Here is a 14,866-nt window from a genome sequence, read left to right as displayed (position 1 = left end):
GGTGCGGCGGCCTCACGGCCTCAACGGCTGGACTCAGCCGCGGTACGTTGCGACCTTTTCGGCGTACTCGTCGAGCAGCCGAAGGGATTCGTCGTGCGGCTTCGTCGGCAACAGCAGGTTCAGTTGCCCGTAGCCAAGGCCTTCTAGCGCACCCCAGTACTGCGGATCGATCGGTGTGCCGAACGTCGTCAGCGGGACGTCGTGGCCTGCGCCCTCCCGCATCTGGTCGATGCGGCCTCTGAGGTGCTCGACGGGTGCCGGGTTCGACATCCATCCAGCCCCGTGCCGGATGACCCGCTTGACGGTGGCATCGGAGTCCCCGCCGATCAGGATGGGCGGGTGCGGCTTCTGCACCGGCTTCGGACGAAGGTAAGAGGAGTCGAAGTCGACGTACTTGCCGTGATACTCAGCGGGATCGGTGGTCCACAGCGCTTTGATGGCTTCGACGCGTTCGTCCAACAGCGCGCCGCGTGTCTTCGGGTTGGTGCCGTGATGGCGCAGTTCCTCGATGTTCCATCCCGCGCCGACACCGAACACGAACCGGCCGCCGGAGATCAGATCGATGCTGGCGGCCTCTTTCGCCGTGACGATCGGGTCGCGTTGGATGAGGAGCGCGATACCGGTGATCAGCTGGATGCTGGAGGTGACGGCGGCCGCTGCGGCGAGCGTGACGAACGGGTCCAAGGTCCGGTAGTAGATCGACGGCAGGTCGCCGCCCATCGGGTACGCGGACTCACGGCTTGCCGGGATGTGGGTGTGTTCGGCCACGGCCAGCGAGTCGAATCCGCGCTCCTCGATGGCGCGGGCCAGCGACACGGTGTCGATCGTGTCGTCGTTGACGAACGTGGAGATCCCGAACTTCATGTGCGCACCTGACTGCAGTCGTTAAGCGCTGCCAACGCCCCATACATCGAAGCTATTCCTTATGCCAGCGGCCGGCCGTCTTTGGTCAGTACATGCCACTCGCCGCCGAACATGTCCAGCCCTTGCCCGTTGGCGTCGGTATCCACCTTGTCACCTGCGTAGCGGTACAGCGGAATTCCCCTGTACGTCACCTGGTTACCGCCGTCGCGGCGCGGGACGGTGGCGGCCGCCCCCACGTCGATGCCGGTGCCACCCGTGGGATCACCCTTCGCCAGCAGCGGCAGCCAGCTGTCGGCGCAGGCGTCGTAGCACGCCGGCCCATTCGCAGCGTCCTGGGAGAACGCGTACAGGGTGCGGCCCGTGCCGTCGACGATGATCTGGCCCAGGTCGCCCCGGTCGTCGAATGCCAGGGAGACGTCTCCGATCGGCGGGGCCTCGTCGGTCGACGGTGGCGGGTTGGGCGCCGCGGTGACCGCATCGGTTCTCGGAGCGACGACCGAACTCTGCGTACTCGAGGTGGCCGAACTGACGGCCTCCTTGTTCTCCCGTGCCGAGCACGCGGTCAGCGCGATGACGCCGACCAACAGCAGTGACGTGTGTGCAACGATCGGGCGGCAGCGTGATGCCGAACTTCGTGGCGTGGGCATGGTCGATTCTTTTCCCCGGGAGCGTCGCCGCTCAAACGCGGCGCGGACGCGGCGTGCTCAACCGGCGACGACGGTGCCGCAGACGCCGCACACCTCGAACTGCCGGCGCTTCCACCGTGCCACCGGAACGAAGAACAACGTGAACTGCTTGAACTCCCGCATGCGGGTCCACTGGGTGGTGTTGTGGCAGCGCGGACAGGTCCGCACCTGCCCCGCACCGAGATATTTCTGCTTCGTGCCGTAGCCGAAGAGGAAGAACAACATGACCCCAGCGTATGGGGCACTTTCACCGAGCGGTCGGGGGCCGGTCGCGGGCCGCGTCGAGCGGGATGTGGGCCAGGCTCGCTGCCGCGGGTGTCAGCTGACCGGCCGGCCGTAGCTTGAGCTCGTGGAGGGCGTGCGCTGGCGGGAGCGAAGTCGGCTCGTGCGCGGGGTGCGCCTGTGGCGCACACGCAATCCGCGCACCTTCCGCGAGAAGGTGCGCTACAAGATGCTGCGGGACCACCGCCCGCTCGTCGTGACATTCGCCGACAAGGCGGCGGTACGCGACTACGTCGCGAACATGATTGGCGCGCAATATCTTCCCTGGGCTCACGCAATCGTCGATGACCCACAGGCGCTGCACCGCGTCGGCCTGCCCGCCGCGTACGTGGTCAAGCCGACGCACGGCAGCGGAGCGGCAGTCGTGGTCTCCGACCGCGCTTCGCCCGCGGCGCGGTTGCCGTCAGAGCAGGGCAGCTGGGTGTACCGACACGTTCGTCCCGAGTACGCCTCACGGGACGACGTGATCCGGATCGCGCAGGGTTGGTTGGCCCAGCTCTACGGTCAGGGACCGAACCGCGAGTGGGTGTACGGGCAGATGCCGCGACGGGTCATCGTCGAGGAGATGCTCGCCGGCGCGGACGGCGCGGTGCCCGACGACTACAAGTTCTTCGTCTATCACGGCCGGTGCGCGTTCGTTCAAGTTGACAGCGGTCGGTTCGGACACCGGACACAGGATTTCTTCCGCCCCGATTGGCAGCACATACGACTGCGCGGTGGGCCGCCGTTGGCGGATCCCGAACCCGCGAAGCCGACCCACCTGACCGAGATGATCAACATCGCCGAATGCTTGGGAACTGAAACCGATTTCGTTCGTGTTGATCTCTACAACGTCGACGGACGGATCGTCTTCGGCGAATTGACGAGTTTTCCAGCCGGCGGTGACAGCCCCTTCGATCCCGAGTCCTTCGACGAGGAGTTCGGTCGCCCGTGGACCGTACCCAGGTGCTACCGATGAGGTTCTACCGCGCGAGGATCATCGGCAGCGAGTCGGCCGGCGTCGGACCAGTCCCCCATGTCAGGGGGACGCGGTAGCCGGGTGGAGTCGCCCACCGGAATGATCGCAACAGTTGATGCATCACCGATTTGACGGTCATATCGGCGAATTGTTGGCCGATGCACTTGTGGGCGCCGCCGCCGAACGGAGCGAAAGCGTAGCGGCTGACCGCCGCACGGTTGGCGCCGTTGTCGAATCGCGACGGATCAAACGTGTCCGGGTCCGGCCACCAATCCGCCAGGCGCATCGAGGCGTACACATTGATCGCTATCTGACTCTTTCGGGGTATGAAGTGCCCGCAGATCTCGGTGTCGGTGATCGCCTGGCGGAAGAGGCTCCCCGCGGGGGCGTACATTCGCAGGATTTCCTTGAACGCGGCGTCCAGTAGCGGGTAGCGCTCCAGGTCCGCGAGAGTGGGCGTATCGCAGGGATTGGTCGCGGCCTCGTCGCGTAACGCGTTCTGCCAGTTGCTGTTCCGTCCGAGTTCGTAGACCAGCATCGAAAGCGCGATAGCTGTGGTGTCATGCGCAGCCATGAGCAGGAAGATCATGTGATTGACGATGTCCTGGTCGGTAAAGCGCTCGCCGTCTTCGGATTCACTGCGACACAACATCGAGAACAGATCAGCTCCGTCCCCGCGGCGACGTGAGGGTATCTGGGCCCTGAAGTAACGTTCGAGGCGTTTGCGGGCGTTGAGACCGCGGGCCCAGACACCGCCTGGCACGTCCGCGCGGATGATGGCTTGTCCGCCGCGCACGGTGTGGTGGAAGTCGCGAATGAGCTGGTCCGATTCCTGGCCCAACCGCGTGCCGACGAACACTTCGGCGGCTTGTTGCAGCAGGAGGTGCTTTATCGACGGGTAGGCCGGGAAGCGTTCTGCTGGCTGCCATCCCGAGATCGCCCGGGAGGCGCCGTCGGCGGTTCTGGCGAGGTAGTCGTTGAGAGCGGTCCGCGTGAATGCCTGCTGCATGATTCGGCGATGGTCGCGGTGCTCCTCGAAGTCCAGCAGCATGATCCCGCGGTGAAAGAAGGGCCCGATGACCGGTTGCCAGCCTCGGGTGCTGGACAACGCCTTGTCCTTGTTGACCCATGCCGTTTCCAACGCCTCGGGTCCCATCAGCGTGACGACGCGGTATCCGACGCCGCCCGCCCAGGACACCGGCCCGTACCGGGCATAGCGATCCCTCGCGAATTCCAGCGGATCGGCGATCGAGGACAGCACATGACCGAGGTACGGCACGCCGTAGTTCCCCATCACAGGTGCGAGGCGCGAGTCAGCCGGTGGAAGCGCCAGAGGCCGGTCATTGCTCGGAAACCGGGAGGTGACCGCAGCTCCGAGGGCCTGCGCCCGGTGCCGCGCCTCGGCCAGCGACGTCGGTGGTGCCAGCGCACCGGCGAGCGGGCTCATCGGCCGATCCTGTCGAGGTACGCCTCGCGCGCGTCGGCGTCATAGTGGCCCGGCGGTCGACGCCGGGTGACTATGCGTTTGGCCGCGTTGAGAAGTGCTTCGGGAGCGGCCTCCTCGATGACGCCCATGGGGGCGAGCCATCGGGGCACCGTGATCTCGTGACCGGGTCGTCTGGCGGTGTCGGCGATCGCCACGGCGACCTGGTCCGGTTGAAGGACCGGTTGCAGGTCCAGCGAGACGCCAGCGGTGAGTTCCGTGTGGACAGCCGCAGGCAGGACCGTGGTGATGGTGACGTCGGTGTGTCCGATTTCGGTGCGAACGGCTCTGGAAAGGGCGGCGACGGCGAACTTCGTCGCGCAATACACCGCGATTCCCGGTGTGGTGACCTTGGCGGCCATCGAGGCGACGTTGACGATGTGACCCCGGTTGCGCGCGACCATGTCGGGCAGAAACATGTGCATGCCGTTGATGACGCCCAGCAGGTTGACTGCTACTTCCCGGTGGTGGCCGTCGAGATCCTGGTCGAGGAAGGGCCCGAGCCGCATGATGCCGGCATTGTTCACCAGCATCTGCACGGGGCCATCGGCGTTCGCCGCCGCCCAGAACCGGCCGACACTGTCCTCTTTGGTGACGTCCAGGTGCGCCGGTTGTGCGCCGATTTCCTGCGCGGTCCGCCGCACGTCGTCCTCGTCGAGGTCGCCGATCCACACACGCGCGCCTCGGCGCACCAATTCGGTGGCGGTGGCACGTCCGATCCCCCGGGCGCCGCCAGTGACGCAGACAACGGCTTCGGCGAGGTCGATCACGGGCACACGTCCTCCTCGACGAAGCGACGCAGGGCGAAGTACGCGATCAGCCGCACCTCGCCGCTGCGCATGGTGAGCAGGGCCCGCCCCAGGTAGAGACCGGGCAGCAATTCGACGATCTCGTCGCGGGTCCGCTTGATCGGGAAGGTTCTTACGCTCGGATTGCGGTACTGCTCCACGCCGTAGTTCAACGCACACACTGGAACCGCAGGTGCGATCGCGCCGACGCCGGGGCCGTATTGGAAGTGAAAACCCGCGACCTCGGGACCGATTCGGCGCACGCCGTTGTAGAGCGGGGCCACTACCCGCATTGCGAAGCGCGCCAGAGGAATCAACCGATTGAAGCCCGTACCCGACTCTGCGTCGAAGGTCTTACCCCGCCAGGTCGGATTGATGGCCAGCAGCGGGTTCGCCAAGTGAGCCTCGACGATGCCGAAGAGCTTGCCGACGATCAGACCTTCGTAGGGACCGTCGAGACGTTCCGGCAGCACACCTCGCGCGTACAGCGCCTTCAATTGATCACGTCGTCCGTGGCGTCCCAGCTCACGCAGGTACTCCCATCCGTGCTGGCGCGCCAGTGTGGGCGAGGACTCCGAGAGTTGTCTCAACTCGGTCAGCAGCGAGCCGTCGTCGAACGCTGTTGCGCCTCTGCCTCGGGTTGCGGCAGGCGGTGCCGAACCGTCCACTGTGGATGTCATCCGTTCCTCCTGATTTCACTATCTGGTACGAGACCGTGCCAGATATCTCTCTCGGATGTCAATGGCGCGTTCGTGGAAGTGGACGCGCGGTGCGACGATCAGGGGATGGGACGCAGCTACGGCGGTGTGTCCGGTGCGGACCGCCAGCGTGAGCGACGATCACGTCTGCTTGAAGCGGCGCTGGCCGTGATGGCACACGACGAATGGCGGACCGCGACGGTGGAACGTCTCTGCTCGGACGCCGGCCTCAACAAGCGCTACTTCTACGAAAGTTTCAGCGATCTCGACGGTGTCGCTGAAGCGGTGATAGACGACATCTCCACGTCGGTCAGAGACGCCACACTCCTCGCGGTCACTGCGGTCGTCACAGAACCTATTGAGCAGCAAGCGCTTTCAAGTGTAAGCGCAGCAGTGCACGCCTTGGTAGACGATCCACGCCGCGCGCGGGTGCTCCTGGGTGGAGTGGCGGCATCGCCCGCTGTCCACGCGCATCGCGCCAAGGTGATGCGGGGTTTGACTGCCGTGTTGATCGAACACGCCCGCTCGGTTCATGGCGTCGAGTTGGAACACGATGCGCTGGCCCTTGTGGCACCGGCGTTCGTGGTCGGCGGTAGCGCCGAAGCGATCCTGTCATTCGTCAACGGCTCGATCTCGATCACCGTCGATGAGTTGGTGGTTCAGCTCGCAACGCTGTGGTTGATCACGGGCAACGGTGCCGCGGCCGTCGCGCGCTCACGACTGAGCGACCAAGCCGCGGGTGCCCAGATCGATCCGTGACCGTGCTGCCGCAATCATTGAGCGGCGAATTCGGCCAGTTTGTCCTCTACGGCAGCAGGATCGGGCGAACCGAAGATTTCCGGGTCGTTCTCGTCGAAGTACGCAATAAAGGGGCACCGGGTTGCGGGACCGTTCACGGTTCCGAGGTTCGTGATGGCCTTGCCGGTCTTGGCCTCACGCAACTCGAGGTCGTATTCGACCGCGTAGTGATCGGCGGCGACCTGTTCTCCGCCCGATCCGAATTCGCAGGTACCCGACTTCACCTCGGTACCGTCTTTGCGTGTCAGACATGCGACAACGTTGATCGACGTCAGATTCGAGCGGTCCGCGACGTAGTCGGCTTGGTTGTCTAACGTCACCGCGTCCCAGTCGTTTTCAGCTGTCCCCTGGTGGAACGCGGCGATGGAGTACGGCTTCTCGTAGGGGGCGGCGTTGCTCACCGAGCCCGTTCCGCACACGACGTCGAAATCAGACAGTGACGCCGCGGTGGTGGCGTTGGCCGCGCGTTGTTCATCACTGACGTCGCTGCCCCCGTTGCTCGACTCGCTGCCCAGAATGTTCGGAACCACGAACGCGAGAACAAAGACGACGATCAGCGCCACGGCTGCGCCGATTCCGATCAGTAGTCCCGTGTTCTTCGACGGGGGCGGTGTGGGCGGCCCGGTCGGCGGCCACTGCCATGGCTGCCCTTGCGGTGGAGGCCACTGCCGCGGGTGGCCGTGCGGAGCGGGGGACGGCCATTGTGGCGGCTGCGCCTGTGGGGGCGTCGGGCCTTGCGGGGGCCATCCCGGTGGCGGCCAGCCCTGCGGCGGAGGACCTTGCGGCGGCCAAGCCTGCGGCGGCGGCGAATTTACGATCGGGCCCTCCTCCGGCATGACGTGTACCCGGCGGGCGTGCCGGATCGCAATTGCCTGCGTGCACATCCTATTTCACCGGGCGACGGGCCCCGGACACGAATCTGAGGCGCACTGACCGACTGGACTCGCCAAAGCCAAACGAAGGCCGTGGGCATGCGACAGAGTTGCGCCATGACCGACTCACGAAAATCGCAGCCAGGCGACATCCGGGCCGCTGCGCAAGCTGCCGCGCAAGCGGCGCAGGACTTGGCCAGCGGGGCACTCCGTGTTCCGACGGCGTCAGCCCAGATCCTCGCGCAACTGCCCGACCTCATCGAGAACCTGGCGGCGGCGACCGAACGGCTGAATACGAATCTCGACCGACTCGAGCGGTACATGGCTCTCGCCGACCCGACCTTTGAGACCATCGATCGGCTCCTGCCCCAACTGGAGGCCTTGGCGGCTCGTGGTGATCAAGCCTTTCGCGCGGTTCGCGGTGTCCCGGGGGTCAATACGTTCGGACGAATCACCGGACTCTCCCGCGATGCGGCCGCGCAAGCCGATGCCCCCGAGTCGGCCACACCGCCGAAGCGGCGTTCCGAGCCGCGGCGGCGCAAGGACTGAGCGCGTCATTGCTCGCTACCGCAGGTGCTCGTCGAAGAATGCCAGTATTCGCCGCCACGCGTCCTCGGCCTGCGGTGACGAATGGTGCAGGCCCGCTACGCGTTCTACGAAGTGCAGCTGCGACGGTGTCTTCCACTCGTTCATGAAGCTGTGGCCGACGCCGGGGTACTCCTTGATATCGCGCGCCACGCCGCTGGGAGCGAGGCTTTCCTCGAGCTTGGCGGCCGCACCGGGCAGCAGCCGGTCGGCGGCGCCGTAGCTGGCGACGATGGGGCAGGAGCGCGCAGGCACGCCGGTGGCCGGCGGGAACGGTCCGTAGTTCGGCGCGGTCGCGTCAAACACCCCGCGGTCGGCGAGCAACAGGCAGAATCCGCCGCCCATGCAGAATCCCGCCGAACCGACCTTGCCGGTCGTCCGCTCGTCGGCTTTCAGGTATTCGGCCGCGGCGACGATGTCGTCGACCGCCGACCCCGCCCCGGTGGCCAGCGCGCGGAACGCGCTGACGATGCACAGCGGCTTGGGGCCGCGCTGGAACAGCGCCGGCGCGAATGCGAGATAGCCGCTGGCGGCGAAGCGATCGGTGATCCGCCGGATGTCGTCGTTCAGCCCGAAGACTTCGTGGAGCACAACGACCGCCGGCCACGGGCCGGCTCCGGCGGGCACCGCGAGATAGCCGGGCAAGCCGCCCTCCGGAATGGGCAGTTCGGTGTCAGGCATGAAACTGCCCCTTCGTCGAAGTCTCACTGAGTACGTGACCGGACGATCACCTACCCGTTTCCGCCTCCTCGAACACGGCGCCGCGAGGCTCGGACGGTCCTCCGGCGGGGTTTACCGATTTTGCGCGCGGCAATAGAGGTGGCGTGACGCACGTTTGGGTTCCCGACCCGCCGACGGCGGCCACCCTTGGCCGCGTCCTACGACTGCTCGAGCCGGCGCGCAAACTGATCAACCCGAAGGTCTACGGGATCGAGAACATGCCCTCACGTGGGTCGCTACTGGTCGGCAACCACACGCTGATCGGGCTGCTTGATGCGCCGCTGCTGTGCGCGGAGCTGTGGGAACGCGGAATCAAGGTGAGGATTCTCGGCAACCATGCTCACTTCAATCTGCCCCGGTGGCGCGATCTGCTGCTGTCCGTCGGCGTCGTTCCCGGCACGCCGGCGACGGCCGAGGCGCTGATGCGTCAGGGTGAGACGCTGCTCGTCTTCCCCGGCGGCGGGCGCGAAGTAGCCAAGCGCAAAGGCGAGAAATACAAACTCATTTGGGAGAACCGAATGGGTTTCGCTCGACTGGCCGTCAAGCACCACTACCCCATCGTCCCCTTCGCCACGGTGGGCGCCGAGGATGCACTCGACGTACTGCTCGACACCGACAATCCGTTGCTCGCCCCGGCGCGGCGGCTCTTTGAGAAACTCTCGGGCAGCCCCGACCTCTTTCCGATCGTCCGGGGTATCGGCCCAACGCCGATCCCCCGCCCCGAGCGTCAGTACTACTGGTTCGGGGAGCCCATCGACACGGGGGCCGTTGCAGCCGCCGACGACCGGGCCGTAGTGCATATCCGGGATCGCACGAAAACGTCCATCGAGGACGGCATCGAGTTCCTGCTCACCCAGCAGCGCACCGACCCCCAACGTTCGGTGCTCAAGCGGTTACTCGGTCCCGAGCGACGGTGAGGTCACTCGTGCGCTAGCCGCTTCGCTTCGCTGCGAGCCTCGGCTCCGCTCTGCTGTGTTTCTGCGTCGAATTGCGGACTGGTGCGGCCGACATACTCGCCCTCGGATTCGTCGTCGCCGGCCCGTGACCCAGCGACGTGCGAGTCGGCGGCCACATCGGACTCGGCCTTTTCGTCATGGGCGACCTTCTTACCCCGGGCGCCCGAAAGTAACCGGTCAGCGGTCGACTTCGCGTTATCAAGCAATTTCATACGTTCTCCATTCATGGTCGGGATCGACCGAATGGCCGAAGCGGCGGCGTGCCGCCGAAGTTCACCCGGGACAATCACGAGTTCAGCAGCGCGTGACGCCGACCGGGCTGATGGTGACCTGGTCCACCGGTGCCGCCGACGGTTGCCCCGGCCGGGAAAGGACGCCGACCAGATGACGCAGCATCCAGGTCGGCGACGCTCCAACGGTCGTGCCGACGTCTCGAACGGTGGTGGTGATTGTGGTGGTCATCGCGGCAAGCACGCTGGCCTCCTCTCGGATGGTGAGGCGGCGTCGCTAGTGCCGTACCGCAGTTATGCCCCGCTACGGACGCGGGAAACGGATCGAGACCGAGATCACCGGTGTTCGGCGGCAGCGTCACTCCGGCGAGGGCGCCTCGAAGAGCTGGAGGTCATTGCCCTCGGAGTCCTTGAACGACGCAATGCGGCCCCAGGGGTGCTGACTGACCTCATCGACGAACTCGACGCCCGCGTCCGTGAGGCGGACGACCTCGTCGTAGAGATCGCGGTCCGGCTGGAAGGTGATGACCGCGCCGCCGCCCCGGCCCTTGTGCGTGCTCTCGCGAGCGTTCAACCCGATCGTCAGGCCATTGGCATCGAACTCCGTCCAGTCGTCGCCCTCGTTCCTGACGTCCAGTCCGAGCGTCTCGCCGTAGAAGCGCACCGCCCGACTCATGTTCTCCACCGGCACCCATACGGTCGCCACACCACTAGCCACGTTTCCTCCAGTCATCGCGTCGACGGGCTTGCACCACCCGCTTGCCATGCGATTACCCGGGTTACGGGAGGGCGATTGTGACTATCCGGTGACGCGTGCGGCGCGGTTCTCAGGTTGGGCTGCCGACCCCCGCGAGCTTCTGAATGAAGCGAATCTCGTTGTCATCGTGGGCTCGTCCGTCGGGGTGGATGAGGTCGCTGAACCACGTCTCAGGAAGCTCGGTGTAGGGGTCGTTCCAGGAATCCCACGGATAGTAGGTCTGCGTTCGCCCCGCGACGAAACCCCAGTTGTATGCGCCGACCTTGCGCCTCTTGGCGACCGGGAGGATGCCTTCCACTGTGCTACCCAGACTTCGGGCGAGGTACTCGGTGCAGATGATCGGCCGCCCCAGTGGGGTGAGTTCATCGATGCGGGCCTCGAACTCGGCGGGGTCGCCGTAGCTGTGGAAGCTGATGATGTCCGAGTGCTCGAGCTGCAGGCTGCAGATCTCGCTACGGCTGCCGGGATCTCGCCAGTGGCCCTGCCACACCCCGCTGGTCAACGGTTGCACTGGGTTCATGGCACGCGTCCACTGAAAGACATGCGGAAGGAACGCGGCTACCAACTCTTGTTTGTCGGTGTGCTCGACCTTGCGATAGTCGCGTGCCGGATTGTCCGGCTCGTTCCACACGTCCCACCCGAGGACGCGCGGGTCATCGCGGAACATGCCCACCACCCCGGTGACGTAGCTCTGCAGGACACGGGTGTACGCCGGGTCTTGGAGACGATGCGCGCCCGGGCTCTGCACCCAACCGGAGTTGTGCACTCCCTTGATCGGCGCGCGCTGTCGGCCCGCCTTGGGCAACGGATCCCAGCACGAGTCGAACAGGACGAACAGCGGCTTGATCTGGTGCCTCGCCGCGATGGACACGAACTCGGAGAGTCGACGGCTGAACCCAACTCGGTCGGTCGCCCACAGTTGATCGTGCAAGAACACCCGCATGGTGTTCATTCCGATTCGCCGCGCCACGCTGAGTTCGCCGTCGATGCGCCGCGGGTCATAGGTGCCCGCCTGAAACATCTCGAGTTGGTTGACGGCATTCGAGGTGACGTAGTTGGCGCCCAGCAGCCACCCTTGTTCCGCATACCAGGCGCTGGCGCGGTCAGCCGACCATCGACCCGTCGCCGCCGAGACGAGGGGTGCTTTGGTCAGTGCCGCGGCTGCTGCCAGGTACAACGGGAGCTTGAGGACGGTTCGCCGGTGCACCAGGTGACCATAGTGTCCGTGGCCGAACTGACGCGGCTCCTGTGTCATCCTGCAACGCAACGGGTTTCGAATCGTTATCCATCGGGCCGATTGCGGTCCGCAGGGCAGGCGTGAGCTGACGTAGGCTGCTCGGAAGTCTGGGGGCTGACGCAAGTGTCGACGGTGACGGCCGCGTGGCACGGGGGAGAGACAGTTGGCAAGATTCGACACCGCCAAGCTCACGGAGTGGCGGCGCTACGGAACGGTGCCCGTGGCGGCCGGGCTGGGCTACTCGATCGGCGTCATCCACGTCTATTCACTCGGCGCTTTCATGGAGCCGCTGCAAAACGAATTCGGCTGGACCCGCGCTGAGGCGTCGCTGGGTCTGACCATCGTCGGACTGGCCGCAGCCGTGGCTGCCCTGCCGATCGGGCTGATGGTCGACCGGATGGGGCCGCGTCGGGTCGGCCTCGCCGGTGTCGTCCTGATGGCCGCCGCGTTCGCGCTGTTCGGTGCCGCCACGGGGTCGATCGTGAACTGGATCCTGCTGTGGGCTGTGCTGGCCTTCGCCTCGTTCTGGGTGCAGACGACGGTATGGACGAGCGCGGTAGCCAGCCGATTCGAGCATTCCCGCGGACTCGCTTTCGCGCTGACGTTGTCCGGCGGCTCGCTCGCAGCGGCAGTGTTTCCACCGCTGGCCACCTGGTTGATCGGCGTCTACGAGTGGCGCGGGGCGTTCGTAGCCCTCGGCGTGTTGTGGGGCGCGCTGGTCGTTGCCGTGGTCTTTGTCTTCTTTCGGGGCGCGCAGGACGAGCGCCGAACACCTCCCGATCCGACGACGGTCAAAGCTGCGGCGGCCGGGCTGCCGGGGGTCACGCTTCGTGACGGGTTGCGGTCGGCGACCTTCTTCAAACTCCTTCTGGCAGCCGGCTTGTTCGCGTTCACCACATTGGGTGTCGTCGTGCATCTGGTTCCCATCCTGCGTGGGGCGGGTGCTGAGCCGCTGGCCGCGGCAGGGACCGCCTCACTGGTTGGTGTCTTCTCCATCGTCGGTCGGTTGGGCGTCGGATTTCTCCTCGACCGGTTCCCGGGCCGCGTCGTCGGCGCCTGCGCGTACCTGGTGCCCATCACCGGTGCCGCGCTGCTGTTGCTCGCCGGCACGAATCCGGTGAGCCAGACCGCGGCAGCGGCGCTCTTCGGCCTGACCTTGGGTGCCGAAGTAGACGTGATCGCCTATCTCGCCTCCCGCTATTTCGGATTGAGGAATTTCGGCGGCCTGTTCGGCGGGCTGGTTGCGGCGTTATCGCTCGGCACGGCGTTCGGTCCGCTCGCTTCGGGCGCGACGTTCGACAGCTTCGGCGGCTATGAGCCGTTTCTGGTTCTGACGATGGTTCTGATGGGCATAAGCAGCCTGGCGCTGGCGAGTCTTCGGACTCCTCCCGACTGGGCTGCCACGGACATGCCCGAACGAGCGACCCCGGGCGCCGAGAGCAGCGGCTGAATCACCAAGAGCCGTTGGCAGTAGCGTGGCGGCCGTGAACGCCTTTCGTACCTCTTCTGTCGCCGTCGTGGCCTGCGCTGCGTTGTCGGTCATGACGCTCGCCGCGTGTGGCTCCGATTCGGACACCGCCACGGCGAGCACGTCGTCCTCACCTGTTTCCGATGTGTTCACGCCACCCTCCATTCCCGAGACGAAGCCCGAAGACAGCCCGTGCCCCCCGGCAGCGCCGGCCAATACCGGGGCGCCGGAGTGGACCCTTCCGGGAGCCACCGGCAGCGTCGCGGTCACCGGAGCCACGGACAAGACGGCACCGCAGATCGACGTGGAAGCGCCCTTCAGCGTGACCGAAACCCAGGTGCAGACACTGAAGGCCGGTGACGGACCGGTCGTCGCCGAGACCGCGACGGTGTTGGTCTGCTACATGGGAGTCAACGGACGCGACGGATCGGTGTTCGACAGCAGTTACCAACAAGGTGCTCCGGTGGACTTCTCGCTCGACGGAGTCGTACCCGGCTTCCAGAAGGCGATCGCAGGGCAGAAGGTCGGCTCCACGGTTGCCGTCGCCATGGTGCCCGCCGACGGCTACCCGGAGGGTCAGCCCAGCGCCGGGATCCAGCCGGGCGACACACTCATTTTCGCGATCAAAATCCTCGACGCCACGTCGCGTTGACCGCCGACGCTCAGCAGGTCGTACTGCTGCACGGAGTCACGATGTCGGCGGCCGCATGGCAGCGCGTCATACCGCTGCTCGACGAGTTCGACGTTCATGCACCCACCGCCGCCGGGCACCGCGGCGGCCCGGCCGCGCGGCGTCGCCCCGCGACGATCGCCGACACCATCGACGCAGCCGAACGGTTTCTCGACGAGACCGGTCTCGACCGGCCGCATCTCGTCGGCAACTCGATGGGCGGCTGGATGGCCATCGAACTGGCCCGAAGGGGTCGGGCGGCGAGCGTATGCGCTTTGGCGCCGGCGGGGTTCTGGTCAGCCGGGCAGCGGTCGCACAAGGCGTCGACCGCCCGCGTGCGGCGAACCGTGACAATGAGTCGCCTGCCACGGCCTCTGTCCTCCGCAGCGTTACGGTCCGGGACCGTACGTCGTCTCGCGTTCCGCGACATAGCCTGTCGCGCAGACAGACTCACCCCCGCACAGGCGCTCGAGAGCATCGACGACGTCCTGGGGTGCGCCGTCGCGGGCGACCTGTTGGGCACAGCGGAGTCGATCGCTCCCCTCGATCCCCTGCCATGCCCGGTGACGCTGGCCTGGTCCGAGCGCGACAAGGTGTTCCCCGTCGACGTCAACGGCGCGATCGCCCGTGAGCGGCTGCCGCGGGCGGAGTTCGTGGTGTTGCCCGGCGTCGGCCATGTTCCGATGATCGACGACCCCCAACTGGTCGCCGAGACGATCCGGCGACGCGTCGTCGGGAGCTAGAGGTTGGTCGCGCGCGTTAGTGTGCTTCGGTCGGCCTCAGTGAACCGCCCGACAGGAGAGTTGAGCACTAT

General features: G+C 66.1%; 19 protein-coding genes. 7 read left to right on the top strand and 12 right to left on the bottom strand.

What is annotated here, in order from left to right; genetic code table 11:
- Positions 1-33: 33 nt before the first annotated feature.
- Genes N4S67_RS23400 through N4S67_RS23390 form a run of 3 tightly spaced genes read right to left on the bottom strand, consistent with a single transcriptional unit; the run spans position 34 to position 1,775 of the window.
- Positions 34-864 (bottom strand): LLM class F420-dependent oxidoreductase, encoded by an 831-nt coding sequence (locus tag N4S67_RS23400; protein ID WP_260995430.1) that lies wholly within the window; start codon positions 862-864, stop codon positions 34-36.
- A 59-nt stretch (positions 865-923) separates the two neighbouring features.
- Positions 924-1,511 (bottom strand): COG4315 family predicted lipoprotein, encoded by a 588-nt coding sequence (locus N4S67_RS23395; protein ID WP_260995429.1) that lies wholly within the window; start codon positions 1,509-1,511, stop codon positions 924-926.
- Positions 1,512-1,568: 57 nt separating this feature from the next.
- Positions 1,569-1,775 (bottom strand): zinc ribbon domain-containing protein, encoded by a 207-nt coding sequence (locus N4S67_RS23390; RefSeq protein ID WP_260995428.1) that lies wholly within the window; start codon positions 1,773-1,775, stop codon positions 1,569-1,571.
- Between the two features lie 124 nt (positions 1,776-1,899).
- Between N4S67_RS23390 and N4S67_RS23385 the strand changes: the two genes are divergently transcribed.
- A complete protein-coding gene (locus tag N4S67_RS23385) occupies positions 1,900-2,790 on the top strand; it encodes an ATP-grasp fold amidoligase family protein (protein WP_260995427.1) in 891 nt (296 codons plus the stop codon).
- 4 nt (positions 2,791-2,794) lie between these two features.
- On the opposite strand, the gene N4S67_RS23380 is transcribed toward N4S67_RS23385, so the two are convergent.
- Genes N4S67_RS23380 through N4S67_RS23370 form a run of 3 tightly spaced genes read right to left on the bottom strand, consistent with a single transcriptional unit; the run spans position 2,795 to position 5,741 of the window.
- On the bottom strand, positions 2,795-4,237 hold the full coding sequence (locus tag N4S67_RS23380; RefSeq protein ID WP_260995426.1) for a cytochrome P450: 1,443 nt from the start codon (positions 4,235-4,237) through the stop codon (positions 2,795-2,797).
- Entirely contained in the window at positions 4,234-5,049 is an 816-nt protein-coding gene (locus N4S67_RS23375) for an SDR family oxidoreductase (RefSeq protein ID WP_313959981.1), read from the bottom strand. Before N4S67_RS23375 ends, N4S67_RS23380 begins: the two co-directional genes overlap by 4 nt.
- Positions 5,040-5,741 (bottom strand): hypothetical protein, encoded by a 702-nt coding sequence (locus tag N4S67_RS23370; RefSeq protein WP_260995425.1) that lies wholly within the window; start codon positions 5,739-5,741, stop codon positions 5,040-5,042. Before N4S67_RS23370 ends, N4S67_RS23375 begins: the two co-directional genes overlap by 10 nt.
- Positions 5,742-5,846: 105 nt before the next feature.
- On the opposite strand from N4S67_RS23370, the gene N4S67_RS23365 reads away from it, so the two are divergent.
- On the top strand, positions 5,847-6,518 hold the full coding sequence (locus tag N4S67_RS23365; RefSeq protein WP_260995424.1) for a TetR/AcrR family transcriptional regulator: 672 nt from the start codon (positions 5,847-5,849) through the stop codon (positions 6,516-6,518).
- A 14-nt stretch (positions 6,519-6,532) separates the two neighbouring features.
- Here the strand turns inward: N4S67_RS23365 and N4S67_RS23360 are convergent, their stop codons facing one another.
- On the bottom strand, positions 6,533-7,441 hold the full coding sequence (locus tag N4S67_RS23360) for a hypothetical protein (protein ID WP_260995423.1): 909 nt from the start codon (positions 7,439-7,441) through the stop codon (positions 6,533-6,535).
- 105 nt (positions 7,442-7,546) lie between these two features.
- Here N4S67_RS23360 and N4S67_RS23355 point away from each other — a divergent pair, with 105 nt between their 5' ends.
- Positions 7,547-7,978 (top strand): hypothetical protein, encoded by a 432-nt coding sequence (locus tag N4S67_RS23355; RefSeq protein WP_260995422.1) that lies wholly within the window; start codon positions 7,547-7,549, stop codon positions 7,976-7,978.
- A gap of 15 nt (positions 7,979-7,993) precedes the next feature.
- Here the strand turns inward: N4S67_RS23355 and N4S67_RS23350 are convergent, their stop codons facing one another.
- Complete coding sequence (locus tag N4S67_RS23350) at positions 7,994-8,695, bottom strand: dienelactone hydrolase family protein (protein WP_260995421.1); 702 nt, start codon at positions 8,693-8,695, stop codon at positions 7,994-7,996.
- Between the two features lie 143 nt (positions 8,696-8,838).
- On the opposite strand from N4S67_RS23350, the gene N4S67_RS23345 reads away from it, so the two are divergent.
- On the top strand, positions 8,839-9,651 hold the full coding sequence (locus tag N4S67_RS23345) for a lysophospholipid acyltransferase family protein (protein ID WP_260995420.1): 813 nt from the start codon (positions 8,839-8,841) through the stop codon (positions 9,649-9,651).
- A gap of 2 nt (positions 9,652-9,653) precedes the next feature.
- On the opposite strand, the gene N4S67_RS23340 is transcribed toward N4S67_RS23345, so the two are convergent.
- The 4 genes from N4S67_RS23340 to N4S67_RS23325 form a co-directional block, all read right to left on the bottom strand.
- On the bottom strand, positions 9,654-9,902 hold the full coding sequence (locus tag N4S67_RS23340; RefSeq protein ID WP_260995848.1) for a hypothetical protein: 249 nt from the start codon (positions 9,900-9,902) through the stop codon (positions 9,654-9,656).
- Between the two features lie 82 nt (positions 9,903-9,984).
- Positions 9,985-10,152, bottom strand: coding sequence for a hypothetical protein (locus N4S67_RS23335; RefSeq protein ID WP_260995419.1), 168 nt, complete (start codon positions 10,150-10,152; stop codon positions 9,985-9,987).
- A 126-nt stretch (positions 10,153-10,278) separates the two neighbouring features.
- Positions 10,279-10,638: a VOC family protein gene (locus N4S67_RS23330; RefSeq protein ID WP_260995418.1), complete on the bottom strand. Its 360-nt coding sequence runs from the start codon at positions 10,636-10,638 to the stop codon at positions 10,279-10,281.
- 109 nt (positions 10,639-10,747) lie between these two features.
- A complete protein-coding gene (locus N4S67_RS23325) occupies positions 10,748-11,884 on the bottom strand; it encodes a 1,4-beta-xylanase (RefSeq protein ID WP_260995417.1) in 1,137 nt (378 codons plus the stop codon).
- A 193-nt stretch (positions 11,885-12,077) separates the two neighbouring features.
- Here N4S67_RS23325 and N4S67_RS23320 point away from each other — a divergent pair, with 193 nt between their 5' ends.
- The 3 genes from N4S67_RS23320 to N4S67_RS23310 are packed head-to-tail and all read left to right on the top strand — an operon-like array spanning position 12,078 to position 14,795.
- The gene (locus N4S67_RS23320; protein ID WP_260995416.1) at positions 12,078-13,364 is read left to right on the top strand and encodes an MFS transporter; all 1,287 of its coding nucleotides are present in this window, start codon (positions 12,078-12,080) and stop codon (positions 13,362-13,364) included.
- Positions 13,365-13,389: 25 nt separating this feature from the next.
- Positions 13,390-14,034 carry an FKBP-type peptidyl-prolyl cis-trans isomerase gene (locus N4S67_RS23315; RefSeq protein ID WP_260995415.1) on the top strand — a complete coding sequence of 215 codons (645 nt, stop codon included), beginning with the start codon at positions 13,390-13,392 and terminating at the stop codon, positions 14,032-14,034.
- Positions 14,031-14,795: an alpha/beta fold hydrolase gene (locus N4S67_RS23310; protein ID WP_260995414.1), complete on the top strand. Its 765-nt coding sequence runs from the start codon at positions 14,031-14,033 to the stop codon at positions 14,793-14,795. The genes N4S67_RS23315 and N4S67_RS23310 overlap by 4 nt, the downstream gene beginning before the upstream one ends.
- Positions 14,796-14,866 lie beyond the last annotated feature (71 nt).

It is taken from the genome of Mycobacterium deserti (genome assembly GCF_025345615.1).
GTDB classification, from domain to species: Bacteria; Actinomycetota; Actinomycetes; order Mycobacteriales; family Mycobacteriaceae; genus Mycobacterium; species Mycobacterium deserti.
The sequence above is the reverse complement of the archived record's forward strand: the minus strand, read 5'-3'. Positions and strand labels throughout refer to the sequence as shown.